The organism is Ammoniphilus resinae, from assembly GCF_017873965.1.
Lineage (GTDB): Bacteria > Bacillota > Bacilli > Aneurinibacillales > RAOX-1 > Ammoniphilus_A > Ammoniphilus_A resinae.
Genome location: NZ_JAGGKT010000027.1, coordinates 1 through 21,965 on the forward strand (window position 1 = coordinate 1; position 21,965 = coordinate 21,965).

General features: G+C 39.5%; 15 protein-coding genes. 14 read left to right on the forward strand and 1 reads right to left on the reverse strand.

The window, feature by feature from the left end:
* Positions 1 to 222: 222 nt before the first annotated feature.
* A complete protein-coding gene (locus J2Z37_RS23280; protein ID WP_209812733.1) occupies positions 223 to 1,827 on the reverse strand; it encodes a putative polysaccharide biosynthesis protein in 1,605 nt (534 codons plus the stop codon).
* Positions 1,828 to 1,960: 133 nt separating this feature from the next.
* Between J2Z37_RS23280 and J2Z37_RS23285 the strand changes: the two genes are divergently transcribed.
* The 14 genes from J2Z37_RS23285 to J2Z37_RS23350 all read left to right on the forward strand — a co-directional run bounded on the left by J2Z37_RS23285 (position 1,961) and on the right by J2Z37_RS23350 (position 21,961).
* Positions 1,961 to 2,191 carry an RNA chaperone Hfq gene (locus tag J2Z37_RS23285; protein WP_209812734.1) on the forward strand — a complete coding sequence of 77 codons (231 nt, stop codon included), beginning with the start codon at positions 1,961 to 1,963 and terminating at the stop codon, positions 2,189 to 2,191.
* Positions 2,192 to 2,287: 96 nt separating this feature from the next.
* Positions 2,288 to 2,785 (forward strand): Lrp/AsnC family transcriptional regulator, encoded by a 498-nt coding sequence (locus tag J2Z37_RS23290; RefSeq protein WP_209812735.1) that lies wholly within the window; start codon positions 2,288 to 2,290, stop codon positions 2,783 to 2,785.
* Positions 2,782 to 3,942, forward strand: a complete 1,161-nt coding sequence (locus J2Z37_RS23295; RefSeq protein WP_209812736.1) for an aminotransferase class I/II-fold pyridoxal phosphate-dependent enzyme — start codon at positions 2,782 to 2,784, stop codon at positions 3,940 to 3,942. The genes J2Z37_RS23290 and J2Z37_RS23295 overlap by 4 nt, the downstream gene beginning before the upstream one ends.
* 376 nt (positions 3,943 to 4,318) lie before the next feature.
* Positions 4,319 to 7,006, forward strand: coding sequence for an S-layer homology domain-containing protein (locus J2Z37_RS23300; protein WP_209812737.1), 2,688 nt, complete (start codon positions 4,319 to 4,321; stop codon positions 7,004 to 7,006).
* 76 nt (positions 7,007 to 7,082) lie between these two features.
* Positions 7,083 to 8,600, forward strand: a complete 1,518-nt coding sequence (locus tag J2Z37_RS23305; RefSeq protein WP_209812738.1) for an S-layer homology domain-containing protein — start codon at positions 7,083 to 7,085, stop codon at positions 8,598 to 8,600.
* Positions 8,601 to 8,727: 127 nt separating this feature from the next.
* On the forward strand, positions 8,728 to 9,486 hold the full coding sequence (locus tag J2Z37_RS23310) for a WecB/TagA/CpsF family glycosyltransferase (protein ID WP_209812739.1): 759 nt from the start codon (positions 8,728 to 8,730) through the stop codon (positions 9,484 to 9,486).
* Between the two features lie 74 nt (positions 9,487 to 9,560).
* The gene (locus tag J2Z37_RS23315; protein ID WP_209812740.1) at positions 9,561 to 10,634 is read left to right on the forward strand and encodes a glycosyltransferase family 4 protein; all 1,074 of its coding nucleotides are present in this window, start codon (positions 9,561 to 9,563) and stop codon (positions 10,632 to 10,634) included.
* 485 nt (positions 10,635 to 11,119) lie between these two features.
* Positions 11,120 to 13,519: a copper amine oxidase N-terminal domain-containing protein gene (locus J2Z37_RS23320; protein ID WP_209812741.1), complete on the forward strand. Its 2,400-nt coding sequence runs from the start codon at positions 11,120 to 11,122 to the stop codon at positions 13,517 to 13,519.
* Between the two features lie 83 nt (positions 13,520 to 13,602).
* Entirely contained in the window at positions 13,603 to 15,117 is a 1,515-nt protein-coding gene (locus tag J2Z37_RS23325; RefSeq protein WP_209812742.1) for a stalk domain-containing protein, read from the forward strand.
* 174 nt (positions 15,118 to 15,291) lie between these two features.
* Positions 15,292 to 16,053, forward strand: coding sequence for a stalk domain-containing protein (locus tag J2Z37_RS23330; protein WP_209812743.1), 762 nt, complete (start codon positions 15,292 to 15,294; stop codon positions 16,051 to 16,053).
* Positions 16,054 to 16,407: 354 nt separating this feature from the next.
* Positions 16,408 to 18,681 carry an O-antigen ligase family protein gene (locus J2Z37_RS23335; protein ID WP_209812744.1) on the forward strand — a complete coding sequence of 758 codons (2,274 nt, stop codon included), beginning with the start codon at positions 16,408 to 16,410 and terminating at the stop codon, positions 18,679 to 18,681.
* A 76-nt stretch (positions 18,682 to 18,757) separates the two neighbouring features.
* On the forward strand, positions 18,758 to 19,447 hold the full coding sequence (locus tag J2Z37_RS23340) for a stalk domain-containing protein (RefSeq protein ID WP_209812745.1): 690 nt from the start codon (positions 18,758 to 18,760) through the stop codon (positions 19,445 to 19,447).
* A 445-nt stretch (positions 19,448 to 19,892) separates the two neighbouring features.
* The gene (locus J2Z37_RS23345; RefSeq protein ID WP_209812746.1) at positions 19,893 to 20,681 is read left to right on the forward strand and encodes an ABC transporter permease; all 789 of its coding nucleotides are present in this window, start codon (positions 19,893 to 19,895) and stop codon (positions 20,679 to 20,681) included.
* An 8-nt stretch (positions 20,682 to 20,689) separates the two neighbouring features.
* The gene (locus tag J2Z37_RS23350) at positions 20,690 to 21,961 is read left to right on the forward strand and encodes an ABC transporter ATP-binding protein (protein WP_209812747.1); all 1,272 of its coding nucleotides are present in this window, start codon (positions 20,690 to 20,692) and stop codon (positions 21,959 to 21,961) included.
* Positions 21,962 to 21,965: the final 4 nt, after the last annotated feature.

Sequence of the window (21,965 nt, forward strand, 5' to 3'; positions counted from 1 at the left end):
TGAATTTGGTTTTTTGGTTGTTTTGTCGCTACCAAGTATTGACCAAATTTAACCTACGTATAGCAAAAGTGCGTCGGTTTCGTTCATTATAACTATTTAGCCAGTTTTTACAACCAATTTAACTTTAGGGGGAATTCGTACACTTATTTTGTGAAATTAAGTTTCGTTATTGGATCCTTCAGGTTAATTTCAACAGATTCTTGGAACCTCTGTCCGCTCCCCTTATCCTCCAACCCCGATCTTCGCACAAATCCGCCGCACCGGCCCCGGCAGATAGCGAATATCCTCGGGTGCCAAGCCTTTCCGCCACACCAACAACAACCCGTACACTGGAAAACTCACCAAGCCTGTCGCCATACAGATCAATCCGTAGTAAATCGCAGGATGCCACCCTCCAGGCAACACCGCCACACATCCTTGGTACACCAGCCACACAACCACTACTAATCCAATGGAGGCAGCCATAAATCCACTTAACCGATCCCCGATCACATCCAAGGGAACCTCTCGTCGGATTGCCCACATATTCAACAGCAAAATAACCACAAAAGCAGCCGACGTCGCCACGATAACCCCATATATCCCAAACAACGGGGTCAAAACTGGATTCAACACGGCCTTCGCTACAATCCCGGCAAACACGAACCACATCGGCAGCATCACCTTACCCAAGCCCTGCAAGATCGCCATCGAGGTCATCATCACCATTTGAAAGATGCTCCCGAAACAGAGCAAGGCGACCACCCAGGACCCTTGAACATCTCCGAACAAAAATCCATTCACCGCAAAAGCCCCCGCCGTCAAATAAAGAGCCAAAGGTGCCCCGGTAACAAGGGTAAGCCGCAGGGCCAGCGACCCTGTCCGCGTCACTTCACCCAAATCCCCCCTGGAAAACGAAGAAGCAACTGCAGGCAGCACCGCCGAACTCAAAGCAATGGCCAAAATCGGCGGAATCGAAGCCAACGACTGGGCCCGCCCAGTCAAGATCCCGAGCATTTCCTTTGCGCCCGCTTGACCTAGGTCCCCCTGAAGCAGTGGGATAACGGTCGAAGAGTCGATAAAATAGATTAACGGAATCGCCGTCGAGGCCAGACTAATTGGAATGGCAGTCCACAGCAGCCTACGAAAAATTTCCTTCCGCTGCAACCGCCGAAACTCACGTTGCTCCACCAGTTGCTTTTTCCGCTCTCCACGTTCTTTCCGAAAAAAGTACAGCAACACGAGAATCGCGCCCAAACTCCCTGCGACAGCACCAAATGAAGCCCCGGCCACAGCCACTTCTTTGGACCATCCCGCACCCAACAATAACACAGGAAACAGCACCGCAACTCCCACGCGCAAGATCTGTTCCGAAACCTGCGACAAACCAGTCGGTGACATAAACTGCAGTCCCTGAAAATAGCCGCGCATAATCGAAATCAACGGAAACAACAGCAAAGCAGGGGCAATCGCCCGAATGGATAACGCCGCATCCGGATCATGACTAATGTGTACAGCATAAAAAGGGGCAATCAAATAAAGCACCACCGTCGCGACCAACCCAGCCACCAGAGAAAAATCCCTGGAAGCACGATACGTCTGCCTCGCCTCATGATATAGACCCAATGCGTGGTATTCTGCAATTTGTTTGCTCAACGCGCTGGGAATCCCAACGGTAGCAATAATTAGTAAAATCCCGTAAATATTATAGGCAATGCCATAGGTAGCCATCCCCTCGTCGCCCAAGATCCGCTGCAGCGGAATGCGCTGCGCCACCCCCAGAACCCGGGTGACCAAAGCGGCAAGAGTGAGAATTAACGTTCCTTTTAGGAGCGCGTTTTTTGACATAACGGTTCCTCCAACAACAGATAGTATCCAGCTTAACCAACAAACCCTATTTTATAGGTCGCTCACAGAGAAGAAAAGAAGTTATTTTGCCTTTCATCCCTCCCGCGTGGTAAAATAAAGGAAATTTTAGGATATGGGTCAAAGGAGAATTGTCATGGGAGAAAAAGAGGCAATGAATATGCAGCAGGACGAAGTCCTGAGCGAATCGCAAACCAACAAAAAAAGCATCAAGTTTATCCTCAAAAACGGCGTGCATATGGAAGGCTATGTGGAAGCATTTGATCGTTATGCCGTAGTCATCAGACAAGCTGGGGACAAGCAGGCAATGATTTACAAGTCAGCTTTTTCAACGGTCATTGCTTAATCTAAAAAATGAAAGCCCTCCCATTTTGGATGAGGGATTTTCTTTTTTTGTAGGTGTGCTACAATATGTCGAAAAGGACAAAAATGGGGTGGAAGCATGAAGAAAGAAAAAGTGATTGAGATGCTGACCTTGCTCGAGCAAAATGGGCGCCACAGCTATGACAAGCTGGCGATGATGCTCGATCTGCCGGAAGAAGAAGTCAAACAAACGATTGCTGAGCTTGAAAAAGATAAAGTCATCCTGCGTTACCCAACCCTGATTGATTGGGATAAAATTCAAGGAAATGACCTCGTCACGGCGATGATCGATGTCAAAGTAACGCCACAACGTGATGTGGGATTTGATGAGATCGCGGAGCGTATCTACCGTTTCCCTGAGGTGAAATCCGTTTACTTAATGTCCGGAGCCTATGATCTATCTGTGACAATCGAAGGAAAGACGATTAAAGAGGTTGCCTTTTTTGTCTCACAAAAATTGTCCACCCTTGATACCGTCGTTTCGACAGCGACCCATTTTATTTTAAAGACATACAAGCATGATGGCGTCGTGTTTAATCCGCGCGATGATGACCGGAGGATGGTTGTGACCCCATGAGAAATCGATTATCAAAAACGATCCAAGAAATACCACCATCCGGCATTCGAAAATATTTTGACCTTGCAAGTACCATGGAAAATGTGATTTCCCTCGGCGTCGGGGAACCTGATTTTGTCACCCCTTGGTCGATTCGAGAAGCGAGCATATCCACCATGGAGCGAGGGTATACCACTTATACCTCGAACAGTGGACTTCCAGAACTCCGATACGAAATTGGAAAATATTTGGCGGAGTCTTTTCAGGTTCATTATGATGATAAAAAAGAAATGATCATCACCGTCGGGGCGAGTGAAGCGATCGATATCGCTCTCAGAGCAATCCTCGATCCTGGCGATGAAGTGCTCATCATCGAACCCTGCTATGTTTCCTATGAACCTACAGTCAAGCTAGCAGGTGGTGTGCCAGTCAGTGTTACGACAGATATGTCGACGAAATTTAAGATCACCGCTGACATCCTTCGCGAAAAGATCACAAGTAAATCAAAAGCCATCATCTTCTGTTATCCAAACAACCCAACCGGGGCGACCATGTCAAAAGAAGATTGGCTGCCGATCATCGATTTGATCAAAGAGCATGATTTGCTCGTTCTTTCCGATGAAATATATGGTGAACTCAGTTATGACCAGCATCATTTCAGCGCCGCATCCCTGCCTGGCATGAAGGACCGGACCATCCTGATTTCCGGATTTTCCAAGGCCTTTGCCATGACTGGCTGGCGAATCGGGTATGCATGTGGACCAGAGGACATCATCCAAGCAATGTTGAAAATCCACCAATATACCATGCTTTGTGCCCCCATCATGGGACAATGGGCTGCAGTGGAGGCACTTCGCAACGGACAAAAAGCCAAAGACGACATGGTTGCGAGCTACCGCCAGCGGAGAAATTATGTGTCAAAAATGTTCAATCAGATCGGACTCGAGTGCCTCGTGCCAGAGGGAGCCTTCTACGCCTTCCCATCGATCACAGCAACAGGCCTCACCTCTGATCAGTTTGCCGAACAACTCATTAAAGAAGCCCAGGTCGCCGTTGTTCCCGGCCACGTGTTCGGAATCGGAGGAGAAGGACATATCCGCTGCTCCTATGCCACCTCAATGGAAAACCTGGAAAAAGCGATTGAGCGGATGGGCAAGTTTGTGGAGCAATATAAATAGGAGAAAAGGGACAGGGAGACCTGTCTTTTTTTGTTCTTGCAAGGCGTTTGGCTGACTTGGTTGCTAAAGCCTATCCCGTTTATTGTAGATTAACCAAAGAAGTCATATGGGATGGCTACCAGTGGTAAATAGATGGAGAATTAAAAACCTACCTAATAAAATACAAAGTAGCCTGTTAAATTATCGGGATTACTCAGACTAATCATTTATCATTAAAATTTTTGGGAATTCAATTTACGACAGAAAAATACAATTTACTTCCAGTAAATTGTCGAATATCCTTTATTTTTCATATTAAATATTGTAATCTAAGTATGACCTGTATTAATTAGGACGATAGACTTATAGAATACTATGACTAGGGGTGTTATTTTACATGCAAATCAAGAATAAAGCTACATCGTTGGTGTTGGCAACAAGCCTTGCCTTCACACCAGTAGTTGGGCAATTGGTCCTACCAAATGCAGTTCATGCCGCTGCAGAATTGGATCTTAGCAAACTGGTAAAACTAGCAAATGCCCTTGAAGAAACGGACGGTACAGAAGCGGTTAAAGCTTTAAGGAATGCCGTAGCAAACTCATCGGATGATGATCTTAAAGCCATTTTTGGTGCAGGTTTCTTTGAAGGTTTAAAAAATGAGCAAAATGAACAACTTCTAACAGAAGCTGAAGGCTACCAACTTGCAAAAGGGATAGCCCTTGTTTTTACAAACGTTGCCATTGTTGATGGGGATTCTACTAAACTTAAAAACAATATAGAAAAGTTTAGACAAGATTATAGCGAACTCTTTCATAAGGCCTTTGGTGATGAGGTAACCGTAGATACTCTACTAAACTTTTCAACAGCATTGTTAGATGAAGTTGAAAATATCATTAATTCCGCAAGTATCGGTGAATTCCTAACGATTTCAGCTACAACGATTACTGACAAGGCAATAGATAATGTATTAGCTCAGGAGAAATACAGCACCCTGAATGGGAAGTTGACTGATATAGGGTTAAGCAGAGAAAAGTTAAAAACTATTAAAAACAAGGCATACGCTCAATTTGGACAAACTGCCCAGGATGCCAAGAATGCTTTAATTAAAGCCTATGCAAAGGATCGTGTACGAATTGTACGCCACGATGGCGTCGCGATCACCAACAATACAATTGGAATTGAACAAGGTAAGAGCATTGATCTAGATTTTCAAGTGAAATATGATGGGGAGTGGATTACTGCTCCTGAAGTTTCAGCTAGTCCAATAACATGGGTTAAACACGGGGATGGCGTAACATTAAATAATACATATAATGGTATTGTTTCCGGAAAGACAAAAGATACAGTGAACAAAATCTCCGTATTTTTAAATGAATCCCTCCTAAGCGAAGTAACAATTAATGTTACTCCGGCAATAACTTCGGGCAATGATGGGGGAACTTCTGGTGGAGGTCCTGGTGGAGGAGGAGGTCCAGGTCCAGTTGTTGATAAACCTGCAACTCCCGGCCCATCGACAGGTAATCCTGCCGAAACAGGGAAGAACATTGGACAAACCATCAAGGATGCTATCCAGAATGGAACTCTAACACCAGGTCAGGTAGATGATCTTGTCAAAGGTTTGAAGGAAAGCCTTAAAGATGCCAAGCAGGAAGAAAAACAAAATGCAGTAGATGCTTTACAGTCTAGCTTGAAAGATATCGCAAGTAATTTATCAGGGAAAACAGCCGAAGAAACAAAACAGGCATTTGAAAGTGTCGTAAAACTGGTAGCAGGTGTGAAAGAAGTGGCGGCTGCTACAGAAAATGACCTAGGAAAAATTGCTGTGGCTGTTGGGGCTGAATATGTTAAGAAGGCTGCAGAAACAAAGGTGGAAGCAACCGTTCAGGACGGAAAGGCTGTTGCAAAAGCGGATGCTAAACAACTACAAGAAGTTGTTCAAAATGCATTAAAAGCCCTAGACGAGGTCCAACAAAAGCTCACAGAAGCTGGTGTGGCAAATGCGAAGTTAGCAGTAGAAACGGTTTTAACCTTCTCTGTTAATGGTGCTACCGATAAAACAGAAGCTAGCTTTAATTTGAATGATTTACAAGAAGCATTAAAAGGTGTAAATCAAAATACAACCTCCATTGCAGTTGTAGCAAATGGTGTAACTGTAAAAGTCTCTGTTAAGGATGTATTGAATGCAATCACAGCGAAAGTAAGCTTATCCGCAGCTGCCGAAGCTACAGATTTTGCTATTGAAACTGTTAAATCTGATTTAGCTCAACAACCGGGTAAGGATAAACGTGTTTTATCCGATGTGAAAGTTGTGGAGGTTAAGGCAACTTTAAAAGGAAAGCCGGTTACTAAGTTTAATAACCCGGTTGAAATTCAAATTGAATTAGGAAGTCTTCCAACAGGTATAGATACAGAAAAACTCTCTGCCTACCAAAACGTTAATGGTCAATGGATACCAGTTGGTGGACATTATGTAAATAATAATTTGGTGTTTACAACTAAGGAAGTAGGCCAATTTACTGTCTTTGCATCTACAAAGACATTCTCTGACCTATCTTCAGTCAAATCATGGGCGCAAAAGGAAATTGAGGTTATGGCTGCTAAAGGTGTTGTAGATGGACGCACAGCAGACAAATTTGCACCAAAAGAAAACGTGACCCGTGCTGAATTCGCCAAGATGGTTGTTCGTGCCTTAGGTTTATACGATGAATCAGCTACAACAAGCTTTAAAGACGTGAATGAATCTGATTGGTTCTATAAAGACGTGGCAACTGCGGCTAAACTAGGGATTGTCACTGGTGTTTCAGATGACCAATTCAATCCAAAGGCTTTGATTAGCCGTGAAGAAATGGCAACCATGGCTGCAAGAGCTCTTAAATTAAGCGGATTAAGTGTTCAAAGGGTTAACGAAAAAATTGAGTCTTTCGCAGACAAGAATAAGATTCAAATTTGGTCCAAAGAATCCATTGCACTTGCCGTCAAATACGAAATTATCAAAGGGCAAGCGGATGGCAAATTTGCACCTTCTAATAAGGCAACTAGAGCAGAAGCTGCAGTGATCATGTATCGTCTATATAATACGAAGTAAGATGGAGAAGAGGTGGGGTTCTACCCTCCCTCTTTTTTCCTTCTATACAAAAAAGAAATTAATGAGGAGAAAACAAATGAAGGCAAGATTTTATAAAAAGCGCATTTTAATTGGGGCTATCGTGTTGTCAATGTCTTTGGGGGGATTTTCATCAGTTTCCTATGCGGATTCAGCAGATGATGTTTACGCAGAGGTAAATCAAAAACATTCTTCTGAAATTCAAAAGCTCATTGATAATGGAGCAGATGAAGAAGCGACAAAGTCTTTTATTCGTGAGGTTCACGACACCCTAAAAAGTAAAAATGTAACGCAATCAAATTTTGATGAAGAATTGGGAAATACCTTGATTGATATATATTTCGAAAGTGTGAACAATGGTTCTCATAGTGAAGTATTCAGTGCGGCTTCCAAGGGTTGGCCGGATGTTAAAGCGGGGGATTTGATTACAGCCTTTGGAAAAGGGACAGATGCTGTACTAGATGTGTTGCCGAGTGTTTTCAAAGATATAGGGAACTCAGTTGAAAATAAAATACTAGCCTCCGGTCAGACTTCGACAGGTGGTGGTGGAGGAGCAGGTGGCGGTGGTGGCGGCGGCGGACCTATTGCTACGAAGACCAATACGACGCAAGCTGTAAATGAGGCAATACAAACGATTAAGGCAAGTGAGCGATTTTTAATTGAATTAGAAAATACAGTGAAGGTTGACATCCCAGCCGGGGTTGTTCAAGATGGAGCAGAAGTAATCGCTAAAATTCTGGATGAAAATGATGTTCCAGCAGTAGAGAGTGTGAATCTACAACGGATCGGACAAGTGATTGAAGTTAAAACCAACAAGGAAAACAAATTTGCGCAAGACATTTCGCTTCAATTCCAAATGGATCAATGGGATCAGAGCAAAGGAAAACCTGCTGTATTCTATTTCAATGAACTGCGAAATAAATGGATGTATATTGGCGGAGAAATAGATAATAGTAATAAATCCATCCTCGTCAAGGTAAACCACTTTACGAAGTTTGCTGTGTTCCAAGTAAAAGATCATGCAGATTTTAAAGATGTCCCAACAAACCATTGGGCCTATAATCAGGTCGATCGTCTAGTGGGACTGGGAATAGTGAATGGACGTGGAAATGGAGAATTTGATACAAAGACTTCTGTGACACGAGCTGAATTTGCCAAGATGGTGAGCCTTGCCCTAGATCTCCCGAAAGGAACGGAGGCTGAACTTCAAACCTTCTCAGATGCTGCAAGAATTCCAAGTTGGGCCAAAGAACAAGTGAGTGCAGCAGTAAAAGCTGGGTTACTAGAGGGTAAGAAACAGGCCGATGGCAGTGTTCAATTTTCTGCAAACACACCCATTACCCGCACCGAGATGGCTGTAATGGTATCAAGAGTGATTGAAAAGAAAGCCGGCAATCTCACACAATTTAAAGATGTACAAAAGATCCCTGCCTGGGCTAAAGAAGGGGTTGCGGCGGTCATAGCGGACGGCATTATGACAGGAACACCAGATCAAAATTTCGAACCAAATAAAAGCACGTCCCGTGGGGAAGCGGCAGTAGTCATAGGGCGTATTTTACATCAATTAGGACTATAAGAGTTAGCGATCTGCTAACTCTTTTTCTATTATGCATTGGATAAAGACAAGTTTTGTGTTATAAAGGAAGAAGTGTGTAACTTTTTGCAGGGGAAATTCGTCAATAATAGGGGATTAGGTGAAATTCATGGCAAATCAAAAGGTGGATATTCTCGGCGTGCCCTTTTCTAAGCTTTCCATGGAGCAGACGGTGCGGCTTGTTTCTGAAGTGATTGAAAAAGATCAGCAAAAACCGTTTCACATCATCACCGCTAACCCGGAAATTGTTATGGGTGCTCAAACAGAACCACTCCTCAAAAAGATTACGGAGGAAGCGGACCTGATTACGCCAGACGGCATTGGAATTGTACTAGCCTCACGTTGGAAGAACGATCCGGTTTATGAACGAGTTGCGGGCTATGATTTACTGCTTAAGCTCCTGGAGGAGGGAAACCTCTTCGGATGGTCGTTCTATATTCTCGGCTCCAGTGAAGAAGTCAATCAGCTGGCAACCGACAAAATCAAAGAACAATACCCGAATGCTGTGATAGCCGGAAGGCATAATGGTTTTTTCCGTGGCAAAGAAGAAGAATTAATCCGAGATATTAATGAAGCAAAACCTGATGTGCTCGTTGTGGCATTGGGTGCACCTAGACAGGAAAAATGGATTTTTGAACATAAAGGGGAATTACATACAAAGGTCGCAATTGGAGTCGGCGGCAGCCTCGATGTCATTGCTGGAGCAGTTAAGCGAGCACCTGTATTTTGGCAGAAGCTGAATTTGGAGTGGCTGTACCGACTAATTTCCCAGCCTTCTCGCTGGAGACGCCAGTTGGCGTTACCTCAATTTGCTGTAAAAGCCTTTCTTGAATCCCGTCGTGACGTTCAAAATCCAAGAAAAAAATAAGATTTGACGGTTGCCATGGATGGGACTACAATAATCAACGTATAAAAAGAGAAGAAAAATAGGGGAGGATTGTAGTGGCAGTATATTTCATCACGTTTGCCGTAGCGCTAGCGATCACGCTGATCGCAACCCCGTTGGTTAAGAAGTTAGCTATTGCCTGGGGTGTCGTCGATCAACCCGATCATCGAAAAGTTCATACGCGGATTATGCCACGTATGGGGGGACTTGCGATATACCTTGCGTTTGCGGTGTGCTTTTTTCTGTTCGTTCCACAAACCTCTGAAGCTTTAGGAATCTTTATCGGGGGAACCATCATCGTCCTAACCGGGATGTTGGATGATAAATACCAACTATCCCCAAAGATGAAAATGCTCGGACAGCTCATCGCCGCCATCGTGGTAATCGGCTTTGGATTACGCGTCGAATTCATCAACCTTCCATTTGATGATGATCAAGTATATTTTGCCTGGCTTAGTATTCCAGTAACGATATTTTGGTTGGTGGGTGTGACCAATGCGGTCAATTTAATTGATGGATTAGACGGACTAGCAGCAGGAGTTTCCGGAATCGCAATCACCGCAACAATGATCATGGCTTTTCTAATGGGGAATAGCCTAGCGATTATCCTAAGCATCATCTTACTTGGGGCTGTGATCGGATTTTTATTCTTTAATTTCCACCCAGCAAAAATATTCATGGGGGACACGGGGGCTTTATTTCTGGGCTTTAACCTAGCCGCTCTATCAATCCTTGGATTTAAACAATTAACATTAATTGCGTTCATCGTGCCGATTTTAATCCTTGGGGTGCCGCTTTCCGACACTTTCTATGCGATTATTCGTCGGATCGTCAACAAGAAACCTATATCTCAACCAGATAAAAATCATTTGCACCATTGCTTACTTTCCATGGGATACTCCCATCGGAAGACTGTGTTAATCATTTATGGGATTAGCGCTCTATTTGCCCTATCCGCTGTCGTATTCTCACAATCGACCCTGTGGGGAGCTGCAATGATTATCGGGCTCGTATTGATTCTGCTTGAACTTGGGTCTGAAGTAATTGGATTAATGGGAAAGAAGAACAGGCCGTTGCTGCGTATTGCACGACAGATTAAACTTAAATACAGACTCGCCAACCGGCGATAACAGTACAGGCTAGGGGGTTCCTAGCCTTTTCTTATGTCTGTAAAACAAACAGGAGCGTTTTGGTAAATAGACATAAACTATCCATACTTGGAAAACTTCTCAGTATTGGCAGATGGGTAGTCCCCACGTATAATAAAGCATGTGAGGGAGAGATGATCTCACCAAACGAAAATACATAATAACAACTGAATGTATTTCTTTGGAGAAAAAATTTCAATGATCTCCGCAACCTTTTTGAAACCCGCGCGTTTAATTATGTGAGTATAACTTAATGCGAGTAAAAAGAAAGAGCTTCAAATAAAATTGTTAAATTTTATTAAAAAGACTCTTTACTAAAAATTACATTACAGTTATACTTCATAATGTGTGGTTTTCAGCCAAACTAGTAATCAAAGATTGCTAGTCTTGGGAACACGCACTAGAGATAGATAAAAAACAAATAAACTCTCAACCTAAACATAAAATGAGGAGGAGAAACAAAGGTTATGAAAAAATTTAACAAAAAAGCATTGAATGTAATGACCACAGCTGCTTTAGTAGCATCTATCGCAGCACCTATCGCTGTTAGTGCTAACAGTGACAACTTGGTTGAAAAAGTAGCGAGTGTTGCAGATGATTTTGATAGCAGCACTAGTGCAGTAACGTCTATTATTATTAAAGAGAAAGATATCGACTTCAAAGATAACGATACTTTCAGATTGACTTTGCCTTCTGGTGTGAAGTGGAAGACAGATAGTGTTAACGGAAATTTCTATACTGCTGGTGAATTCATCAAAGATGATGGTACAATTGTGCCTGCTGGCAGCCAAGGAACTGACCCTCGTTTCGAAATCGTGTCTGTAACTGACCAAGATTTAGAATTGAAAATTGTTGGTTTCGATGCAGCTCTTTCAGCCGGAAAAGAACAAGTTAAGGTTCCTATGTTGTTTGAAGTAGATGGGGCAACTGGAGAATTAAAAGTAACCGTTGATCCAAAAAACAGTACATTAAGTGCAGGACAATATACATTTGCAATTGCAGCTGGTGGTAAAACAGTATCTTCCGTTGGTGAAGTTAAGACTATCGGAGATGGTGGCGCGATTGACACAATCCGCATTGATGAATCTACAATCGGTGCACTTTACGATAGCAATGATGGTGATCAAGAAGTAACTATTAAGCTACCTTCTAAATTTAAGTGGATGGCTAATAGTGATAACGACAATGTAACTATCACTCTTGGTGGTGGATATACAGCTGGTCAAGTTTCTATTACTGATAAAGCAGCAGGAAACACTTTAGGTTTCTCTGGTAACAAGGTGACAATTGCGTCTGCAGACCTCAATAAAGTTCTTGATGGTGATAGAACTCTTAAATTCAACCTTAAATTTACTGGTAAACCTGCCGCGCCTGGTACTGTTTATATTAGTGGATTAGCAATCGACGCCGAAAGTAATGCTCCTTATGGAGATGTTGAAGCATCAATTGATGGTGATAAAGTAAATTCTCAAGACTTAGTTGTAGCCAAATATGCAGATTATGGTGCTGATCTTGTAGTTAAGAAGGATATTCCTACTTTGCTAGCTGGTCGTGCAAACGATAAGTCTGATGACTTGAAATTAGTTGAAGTTGAAGTGAAAGAAAATGTTACTGCTTCTTGGTTTGAAGGTCGTTCTGTAAAAATTGAGTTCCCTGGATCAACTAAGGTGGTTGGTGTAGATGTAACCGAAGAAAAAGGATTCTCTAATGGCGACCTAGAAACTGCATTAGTTGCAGCTATCGATGGAGATGACAATGAAGTAGAATTCAACGTACCAACAGGTAACGGAAGCAAGAAGTCTTTCAAAGCTAAGTTCTATGTGTCTTCTGAAGCTGACTTCGAAGGTGATGTAGTTGCTAAATTCTCTGGAAGAGCAGGGGTAGAAGGTGAAGTTACTCTTGGTAAGGTTGTATCTCCTGTAACTGTTGAAGTTGAAAAAGCTAACGTAAGAACTGGTATTAAAGAGCAAGAATTAAAAGATATCGTAATTACCGAAGCTGAAAAGGGTGCTTTCATCGACGGCAAACAAGTAAGAATTTGGTTGGGTGATGGTGATTTCACTTCTAAGCCAAAGGTAGAAGTTGTTGAAGGAAACCTTGAAATTAAAGATGAAAGTGTAAAAGTGAAAGATGGCGTTCTTACTTTTGATATTAAGAGCGAAAGTACAAGAGCAAGTAAAATTAAAATCTCTGGTTTGAAGCTTGATCTATATCGCTCTGTTCCAGAAGGTGATATCTCAGTTAAGATTGGTGGAGAAGCATTGGTGAGAAACGCACACCAAGACTACTCCGACAATGATATTGTAGCCTTCTCTTCTAACAAAGGTTACAATAAGTTTGGTGATAAGTCCTACACAGTTCCATCAACAGGTGTAACTACAAATGATTTCGATCTAAGCGGATCTGTTGACGTTGGTGAGTTCGATAAGAACTATGTGAAGAAAGCTACAGTTGCTACTGTAATTACACCTGCTGACGGTGCAAAAACTGCTGAAGCAACATTCACTCTTGGAAGCACTACGTACACTGTTGATGGAGTAGAAAAAACTGCTGATGTAGCTGCTTATGCAGAAAACGGACGTACTTACCTACCTGTTCGTTATGTAGCTGATGCTCTTGGAGTAGAAGAAAGCAATATCCTTTATGATAAAGCTACTTCCACTGTAACTCTTATCAAAGATGGTCTTGTTGCTCAAATGACAATTGGAAGCAACATCTTAAAGATCAATGGAGCTAACATCCCTATGGATGCAAAAGCTCAATTGAAAGACAACCGTACTGTATTGCCTCTACGCTATGCAGCACAAGCTTTAGGAGCTAACATTAGCTTTGATGAAGCTACAAAGGTAATTACTATTAAGAAGTAATTGACAAGAGTTTGAAAAAGGGGGATCCGAAAGGACTCCCCTTTTTTGATTCAGATTTAACGATTTGGAGATGAAATGACTAGATGAAAAAAATAAGTACATCAGTATTATCGCTTCTTCTAATTTCTTCTATGAGCAACCTTGCTAGTGCTTCTTCAAATGTAGTAATTCAGAATGCGAATTACCCTATTGTTATTAATGGTCAAGAACGTCACTATGAACAATCACCAGTTACTTATAATGATTTCACCTTAATCCCGTTGCGCGGGGTTTTCGAGGATATTGGTGCCGAGGTGAAATATGATGCTGCAACAAAGAAAATTACAATCAATAGGAATACAGAATCAGTAACAATAGCAGTCGGTTCAAATACTGCTTTTATTAGCGGTAAACCAGTAACACTTGAAATCCCGCCACAAATTATAAATGAAAGAGCACTTGTTCCTTTGCGTTTTGTATCGGAATCACTTGGTTCAACCGTTGTTTGGGATTCTAAAAGTAAGACTATACAAATCAATACAAGCGAAAAATCTATGCAAACTCACCAGTCTTCAACAGGTAACATAGAATCTAAGAATGGAACTGGTACGACGTTAACTTATCAAGAAGCAGTAGATAAAGCCTACATTGCTAGCCTAAAGCTTAAAGAGGCTAAAGCAGAAGTGAACCGCGCGGATGACGCACAGGAGAATGCATCTAGTAATATATATTATACCCCTGTCGGAAATGGGAATGGAGACAGTGACAATCAGGCAAGGGGTGCAATAAAGGGTTCAATATCTGCGCAAATTGCAAAGGATAAAGCAGAAAAACAGGTAGGAATGACAAAGGATAGTATAGCTTACCAGGTTAAGAAAGCTTATTTCCTTATTCAACAAAAACAAAAGAATAAAGAAATAGCGGATCTCACTGCCGAAGAGTCCCTTATGAAAAAGAATATTACTGATTTGAAAGTTGAACAGGGTCTTGCAAGCGAGTTCGATCAGCTACAGGCAAAAAACACTTATATTTCTGCTGTAGAAAATCAAAATGTTTCAGAAAAAGAATTAAAGGATGCTTTCTTGAAATTTAATCAATTAATTGGGGCTTCCCAGGATTCTACCTATAATCTAGTCGACGATCCAATTTTTGAACCACAAGAAGAAGTTAATCTAGATTATTATGTCCAGAAGACTATAGAAGATAACCCATCTATTTGGATGTTAGGAAAACAAGTCGAGCTGGCTCAAATTAATCTTGATTTATATAGCTTTAATACTGGTGGTGCAGATTCATATAAGGCGAAGGAAATTGATGTCGACAAGGCACAATTAACACTTGCAGATAGCAAAAAACAATTGGAAGAATCATTACGCTCAATGTACAACAGCATGAAACAATTAGAAAATCAGTATGCTTCTCTTCAAGCCAATCTAGCTAAGGCTGAAGGAAATTTGAAACTTCTTCAAACCAAGTTTGACCTTGGAATGGTTACTGCTGTTGATGTGTTTGAATCTAAACTATCGGTTGAACAATTGAAAAAGCAAGTCTTTGATATTGCGGTAAATATGGAGCTTTTGAAAATTGGATTTGAAAAGCCATGGGCTATTACAGGCTAATTTTATTTATGAGTTTAACAGAAAATTAACTTGGCTAGTTTCATTTTTGTGATACTAGCCTTTTGTTAATTAACAGCTTCAAGGAGGTTATTATCTCTTCTCTGTTGAATACATAATTAAAGTGGGAATTTAAACATATCTTGACCTGGTTGAATCTAAAGGAGGCGAAATCTAGTGAGGATAAAGAAATACAAGCAACTTTTTGCAGGTATTTTAATAGGGGCCATTATTTCTACAGGCGGCTCTGTTTTTGCAAATACAACGAACGTTACGGCTAAAGTAGCCGACTGGGTAAAATTTAAATTTGATGGTGTTGAAAAGTACTTGGCGCAAGGATATACCGTATTGGAATATAAGGGACATATGTACGTTCCAGCACGATATGTTGCAGAGGAACTTGGGGCTAATGTTGATTGGAATAAACAAACTCAAACTGTTTCCATTAACAAGCAAAATTCCGAAACAACCAACCCGGTTGACGAAGAAAAAACTCCAGTAGTGACAGTTCCGAGTACTCCAGTCGAACAAAAGCCATGTAATTGTGATATAAAGTCAGATTATGAAAAATTACCACTATCTAAAATAAACGAAGGGATTATTGTAGATGTTTATGACGTTGTCTTAAAGAACGATCGAACGACTTTCTATGTTAAGGTTAAAAATATTACAGATTTACCAATGCAATTAGATCAGGAGTCTGTAACCTTTACAACTGACGGGGAAACATATAAACATACCCAGCTTGATGAAACTATTCTTTTTAGAAAAGATACTGCTTGGTATAATGATATCCAGGAAGATGAAAGAAAAGAAGGTTTTATTATGATTCCTGGACTACCAGAAGAGGTTAAGGAAGGTACTTTGAATCTAACAGTAGTCCAAAATGATCGAACACAAAAAGAAATTCCTTTTCAGTTTAAGGTTAAGTGGGATTAAAATTATTTAACAAGGAGTAGGTTGCGAATTTTCGTGAATCTACTCTTTTCTTTTTAAGTTGACCAATAATGATAATCTTTTGTATTTGCCACGAACTGTTTAATAGCATTTTCATTCTTATAGACATACCCCATTATATACAAAATGTACTGTCTCTTCTTTTAAATTATGATAATATAGGTTAAGAAATGTGTCGGAATATGTCCTTAAGTATATAACAATTGTCCAAAAAAATTGAGATAAGTGGGGGCTAGAGCATGGAATGCATGAGGTCCATTCCGGTGACTGTATTAGGGATTCGTTTTTTATAGTAAAAAAATAAATAAATATTAAGGTCAGGTGCAGGAGGGTCAAATGAATTGGATTGTTTTCTTTATTCTTTCTGTAATAATGGTTTTTACACCTTATCAAAAAGGGTTATTCTTTGATAAGGATTTATATATCTGGGAAACAATTATTGGTGCTTTATTTATAATTACTGTTATTTTGATGTTTAAAAAAAATCTTCAACACATAAAGGGTACTAATCTTGTTGTTTTTTTAGTTCCACTAATGTACTTAGTAGTAATCCCAATAGCTGAATCGCCTAAAAGTAATATGGATTTAATGTACAGATGGACTGCCTTTTCATGTTTTTTCTGTATGTTGATATGGGTGCAGTACACAGACAAAATTAGAAGGTTACTTCCATTTGTTCTTCATCTATGTGGTTCAGTGATAGCTATTTTGGCCATAACTGGCTACTGGGGTTACTTTGACTTTCCGGAACTTCTGACAGGTGATGATCGCCTAGCTGGTACACTTCAATATCCAAATACATTCGCTACTTTAATGGGTGCATTTTGGCTGTATGCATTGATTGTATTAACAACAAGACAAATATTGAAGCCTTGGATGGTATTGTTCTTTGGTTTTCCGCTAGTTGCATTTTTAATATCAATATTGCTATCAGAATCGAGGGGTACATTTCTTATCTTACCTATTTCTTGGTTCTTCGGACTCCTCTTACTTAGGACAAGAGAACAGATTAAATTCATATTAAATACCCTAATTTCGGTTGGTATATCATTAGTTGTGTACCGTCAAATAATTTCAGCGAAAGAGGCAGGAATCTCTAATCCTGGTCTTATTTCTTTTTTTATCGGAACGGTTGTTGTTGTTTTGTTGATAACTGTTATTGTTTCACAACTTCATACTAACAAGTTGAGGTTTTTTGAATCCAAAAATTTACTTCGCTTTGTATTTCCAGTCTTAGCCCTTATGATGGCAGTACTTTTAGTTGCTGATCTAAAATTTCAAGGTATCGTGTATCATCAATTACCGACAAATTTACAAGAACGTGTTGCAAGTATTGATACAGGGACAGCAAGTGTTTTAGGACGGACTGCTTTTTACGAAGATGGTATAAAAATGAGTAAGGATGCACCTCTTCTAGGTTATGGTGGTGGGGGATGGAAAGCTTTATTTACAAAATATCAACATCAACCGTATTGGAGTACGAATGCTCATAATGGGTATTTAGAATTACTTCTGGATATAGGATGGATTGGTCTATTAGTGTTTGTTGTGGTGTTTGGAATGTTAATAGGTCAGATATTTAAACGAATTAGAGAAGAAAAAAACAGTGTTTACGTAACTATGACAATTGCAACCTTACCATCTTTATTAACAATTTTCCTGCATTCAATGATTGATCTAGACCTGTCTTTCGGTACGATTTGGTTCGTGGTTTTGTGGTTATTAGCTATGGGAGTTTCTGAAAGACCCTTGATTAATAGTAGGGTTAATGTTCCGTGGTTAGGAAAAGTTTCATTAGCAGTTCTTATCGTATTTGTTGGGGTGCTTAGTTTCAAATCATTCAAATTTTATCTTTCCGAAAATCAGGTGGCTTACGCAGATTCAAATTTATCTCTTCAAAAAGGACAGGAAGTATATGAAAGGACAACCTTCTACAACCCTTATCATATCGATTATCTATTAAAATTGGCTAGTGTTTATGTCCGCAATTATGAAGAAACAGGGAAGGAAGCTATTAAAACAGAAATTCTCAAAACGATTGCTAGGCTAGTACAATTGGAGCCAAATAACCCTAAGGTATTATTTGGAATTGGCAATTTATACACTCAAATTGGTGATCCTCTTACTGGGATAAGTTATGTAGATATGGCCCTGAATGCAGATAAATTTAAAGTTGAATATTATGATAGTAGTATCTTTTTGAAATCAGAGGTAGCACTGCAAATAATGGAACACTCAGAAGAAAAAGCCAAAGAATTGGCGATAAGCGGGATAAATGATTTTCAAAGGTATAATCAACTGTTTGAGGTTTACAAGAAGAATCCTATTCCCGACATGCGACCTTTGAATATAAAAACAATTACTTATTTTTATGTTGGACAGGCTTATTTAATATTGGGTGAATATCAACATTCCATAGACATTTTAAGTCGTTTGGATGGAAATGTAGAAAATCACATTCTTAAACAAGTTTATGCTGTCCGCTTTATTGCAAACGAACAGATGGGAAAGCAAAATGATAATTCCAAAATAGAATTTCAAGCAGGCGGGAAATTCCCTGATTTCAAACAATACGTAAAAAACTATAAAACAAAAATAGGAATAAAATAATATTGGAATGGTAGGAATTTTTGCGCTAGAAGAGAAATAGACTAAAATATAATTAATTTTATGGGGGGACATGCTTGTGAAAAAAATTCTAACTGGTTTTTTATTGGGCTCCATTTTCTTCTCTGGGATTTCATTTGCTGCAAGCAAGATTGATGTTTCATTCCTACCGCTTAGTTTCTACATTGATGGGGAGAAAAAGGAACTTTCGCAGGGACAACAAGGATTTATCTATAATGGAACTACCTATGTTCCGCTTCGCTTTATTGGAGAAAGTTTGGGGAAGGAAGTTGAATTTTATAAAGGAAAAACTAATACTATTTATATAGGAAAGAAATCGGGTGGATCAGAATACCAACTTGAAAAAGTGAATCCAACTTCGAAAAACCTGATAAACTCAAGTCAGATTGGTTCCAGTTTTGAGTCTAATCAAGGCGGTAAATTTAATTCCGGGTATATTATTGGTCAAAATCTGACCGATTCCTTCGGGTGGATTAAGAATGAATACACTCTTAACAACGAATATGAACGTTTTGAAGCGATAGTTGTGCCGCACAAAAATTGGAGCGGAAAAAATAAGAATGACAATGTGGGGAATTTAAAAATATATGCTGATGGAAAACTTGTCTTTTCTACAGGGAATATTTCATCCGATCTGAAGGAACCTATTGAAGTAAAGGTAAGTTTAACAGGGGTTTCAAAGCTGAAAATTGATTGCGTTGGGGCTGATTTGGGTCTATTGGAAGCAAAATTAGTGAAGGAGAAATAATAAGACTAATCTCATCGAAGTGAGTCTCTGACTTCGATGGGATTTTTTTATAAAGTAAATACATTTTATACGCATTCTCCTGTTTACAGAAATAGGTTTATTGATTATTTAAAACTTTAGTACCAGAACAAACAACTTGTAATTTTGGACTTATATTCCTTGGACGTTAATTATTTGGTACTGTATGCAATTGAAATCTATGATAATATAAGATAGGCAAATGTCGGATTTTGTAAATGGTGGACGGAATTATGCACGTGCGAAAGTAGTCTATTATCAATTAAGATGGAATGGGGCGCGTTTCTTGTCAGTCAATAAGTTATGCCAAAGTAAATACTGACGATTGTTCACAAGTCTACGTTCCGGTACATAGTGAAAGCTGATTCTTTTAGTATAGATTGTTAGGACGGCATGTTTCAGAAAGAATTAATTGGGGAGATTGAAAATGGGTACAATAATAGATTTATTCAAAAGTCGAAGATTAATTTATGAACTGTCAAAAAAAGATCTTCAAGTGCGTTATTTAGGTTCTTATTTGGGAATTCTTTGGGCTTTTATTCAACCCATTGTTACGATACTAATATTTTGGTTTATTTTTCAGGTTGGCTTTAAGTTTACCCCGGTTGATAATTTTCCGTTTATTTTATGGTTTGTTCCAGCGTTTTTATCGTGGAATTTTTTTGCAGATTGCCTACAGAGTGCAACGAATTCTGTGATTGAGAACAGTTATCTAGTTAAAAAAGTTGTATTCCGTGTAAGTATTCTTCCAATAATAAAGATCAATTCGGCATTATTAGTACATTGCTTTTTTATTGTATTCTTATTAGGGATGTTTGTTTATTATGGTTATGATTTGTCCTTGTATAACTTACAAGTTTTTTATTATTTATTTGCAACAGTTATATTAGTTCTAGGTCTTTCATTTATTACTTCTTCCTTAGTTATATTTTTAAAGGATGTAGGGCAATTTATTTCGATGATTTTACAATTCGGTTTCTGGATCACTCCAATATTTTGGACTTTAGAAACGGTTCCTGATAAATTCCACAGTTTGATTAGACTAAATCCAATGTATTATATCGTAGAAGGATATAGGGATTCATTCGTTTACAATCAGTGGTTTTGGGAAAAACCAGACCTTGCCATATATTTTTGGACAGTATCCGTTTTTTTATTTATTCTCGGATTGGTTATTTTTAAGAGACTAAGACCCCATTTTGCGGATGTCTTATAGGAGGCATTATGAACGAAGAAAATAAAATAGCGGTAAAAGTTCAAAATGTAACCAAACTGTACAAGCTTTACGATAAACCAATCGATCGTCTGATGGAATCGATTAATCCTTTTTCAAAAAAACATCATAAGAATTTTTATGCTCTAGAAGATCTTTCTTTTACAATTGCTAAAGGGGAGACTCTTGGAATTATTGGGAAAAACGGATCGGGTAAATCAACCCTCCTTAAAATGATTACAGGGGTCCTTACGCCAAGTTCAGGTTCAATTGAAGTGAATGGGAAGATTTCTGCTCTTTTGGAACTTGGAGCAGGGTTTAATCCAGAATACACTGGACTTGAGAATGTTTATATGAATGGAACGATTATGGGTTTTTCTAGGGAAGAAATGGATAAGAGGATTGATGAAATTCTTTCGTTTGCCGATATTGGTGAATTTATCCACCAGCCAGTTAAAACTTATTCCAGCGGGATGTTTGTTCGCTTAGCTTTTGCTGTAGCAATAAACGTAGACCCGGATATCTTAATTGTAGATGAAGCTTTAAGTGTTGGCGATATGAGATTTCAACAAAAATGTCTTCGTAAGATTGAAGAACTGAAAGAAAAAAAAACGGTGCTTTTTGTTTCTCACGATTTAGCATCTATTACCAAGTTTTGCAATCGGGTAATTTGGATTAATGAAGGGAAACTTGTAGAGGATGGTCTACCTACTGAGGTCTCGAAAAAGTACCAGGCATTTATGTTAGATTCCAACCTCTTTAAATATAATTTGGCCCAATCGGAAGTCAATGATCAATTGGTGGACAATATTGACCCTATAGACCCAAGCTTGGATGTTCTAGGGGATAATGAAGCTATTATTAAGGGGATCAGCTTATTTGAAAAAAATACAAATCGTAAATTGACGATGGTAACCCCCGGACAGCTTGTACGATTATCAATTAAAGTTCAATTTAATAGAGTTTTGGAAAACCCAATCGTTGGTTTCTCTATAAAGGATAGACTTGGAAATATTGTTACACAATCCAATAGTTATGTGCTTGGACAACAGATTAATAATATTTATGAGGGGAAAGCATCCATATATTCTTTTGAGTTTACTTTCCCAAATCTGACCAATGGTAACTATACTATTTCACCTGCGATTGCCTCAGGTAGCCAAGAGGATCATCAACAGCATAGCTGGGTTCATGATGCACTTGTTATTCAGGTTATGGACATGCAATTATATTCACTTCAAGGTTATTTGTTCCTGGAAGACATTCAATTCTTAACAAGTTAATAAG

What these genes read in the sequence shown, in the direction of transcription:
- J2Z37_RS23295 (WP_209812736.1), top strand. Translation starts at nt 2,782, where the DNA reads ATGAGAAATCGATTATCAAAAACGATCCAAGAAATACCACCATCCGGC.
- J2Z37_RS23280 (WP_209812733.1), bottom strand. Translation starts at nt 1,827, where the DNA reads ATGTCAAAAAACGCGCTCCTAAAAGGAACGTTAATTCTCACTCTTGCC.
- J2Z37_RS23325 (WP_209812742.1), top strand. Translation starts at nt 13,603, where the DNA reads ATGAAAAAAATAAGTACATCAGTATTATCGCTTCTTCTAATTTCTTCT.
- J2Z37_RS23350 (WP_209812747.1), top strand. Translation starts at nt 20,690, where the DNA reads ATGAACGAAGAAAATAAAATAGCGGTAAAAGTTCAAAATGTAACCAAA.
- J2Z37_RS23285 (WP_209812734.1), top strand. Translation starts at nt 1,961, where the DNA reads ATGGGTCAAAGGAGAATTGTCATGGGAGAAAAAGAGGCAATGAATATG.
- J2Z37_RS23305 (WP_209812738.1), top strand. Translation starts at nt 7,083, where the DNA reads ATGAAGGCAAGATTTTATAAAAAGCGCATTTTAATTGGGGCTATCGTG.
- J2Z37_RS23345 (WP_209812746.1), top strand. Translation starts at nt 19,893, where the DNA reads ATGGGTACAATAATAGATTTATTCAAAAGTCGAAGATTAATTTATGAA.
- J2Z37_RS23300 (WP_209812737.1), top strand. Translation starts at nt 4,319, where the DNA reads ATGCAAATCAAGAATAAAGCTACATCGTTGGTGTTGGCAACAAGCCTT.
- J2Z37_RS23290 (WP_209812735.1), top strand. Translation starts at nt 2,288, where the DNA reads ATGAAGAAAGAAAAAGTGATTGAGATGCTGACCTTGCTCGAGCAAAAT.
- J2Z37_RS23310 (WP_209812739.1), top strand. Translation starts at nt 8,728, where the DNA reads ATGGCAAATCAAAAGGTGGATATTCTCGGCGTGCCCTTTTCTAAGCTT.
- J2Z37_RS23335 (WP_209812744.1), top strand. Translation starts at nt 16,408, where the DNA reads ATGAATTGGATTGTTTTCTTTATTCTTTCTGTAATAATGGTTTTTACA.
- J2Z37_RS23320 (WP_209812741.1), top strand. Translation starts at nt 11,120, where the DNA reads ATGAAAAAATTTAACAAAAAAGCATTGAATGTAATGACCACAGCTGCT.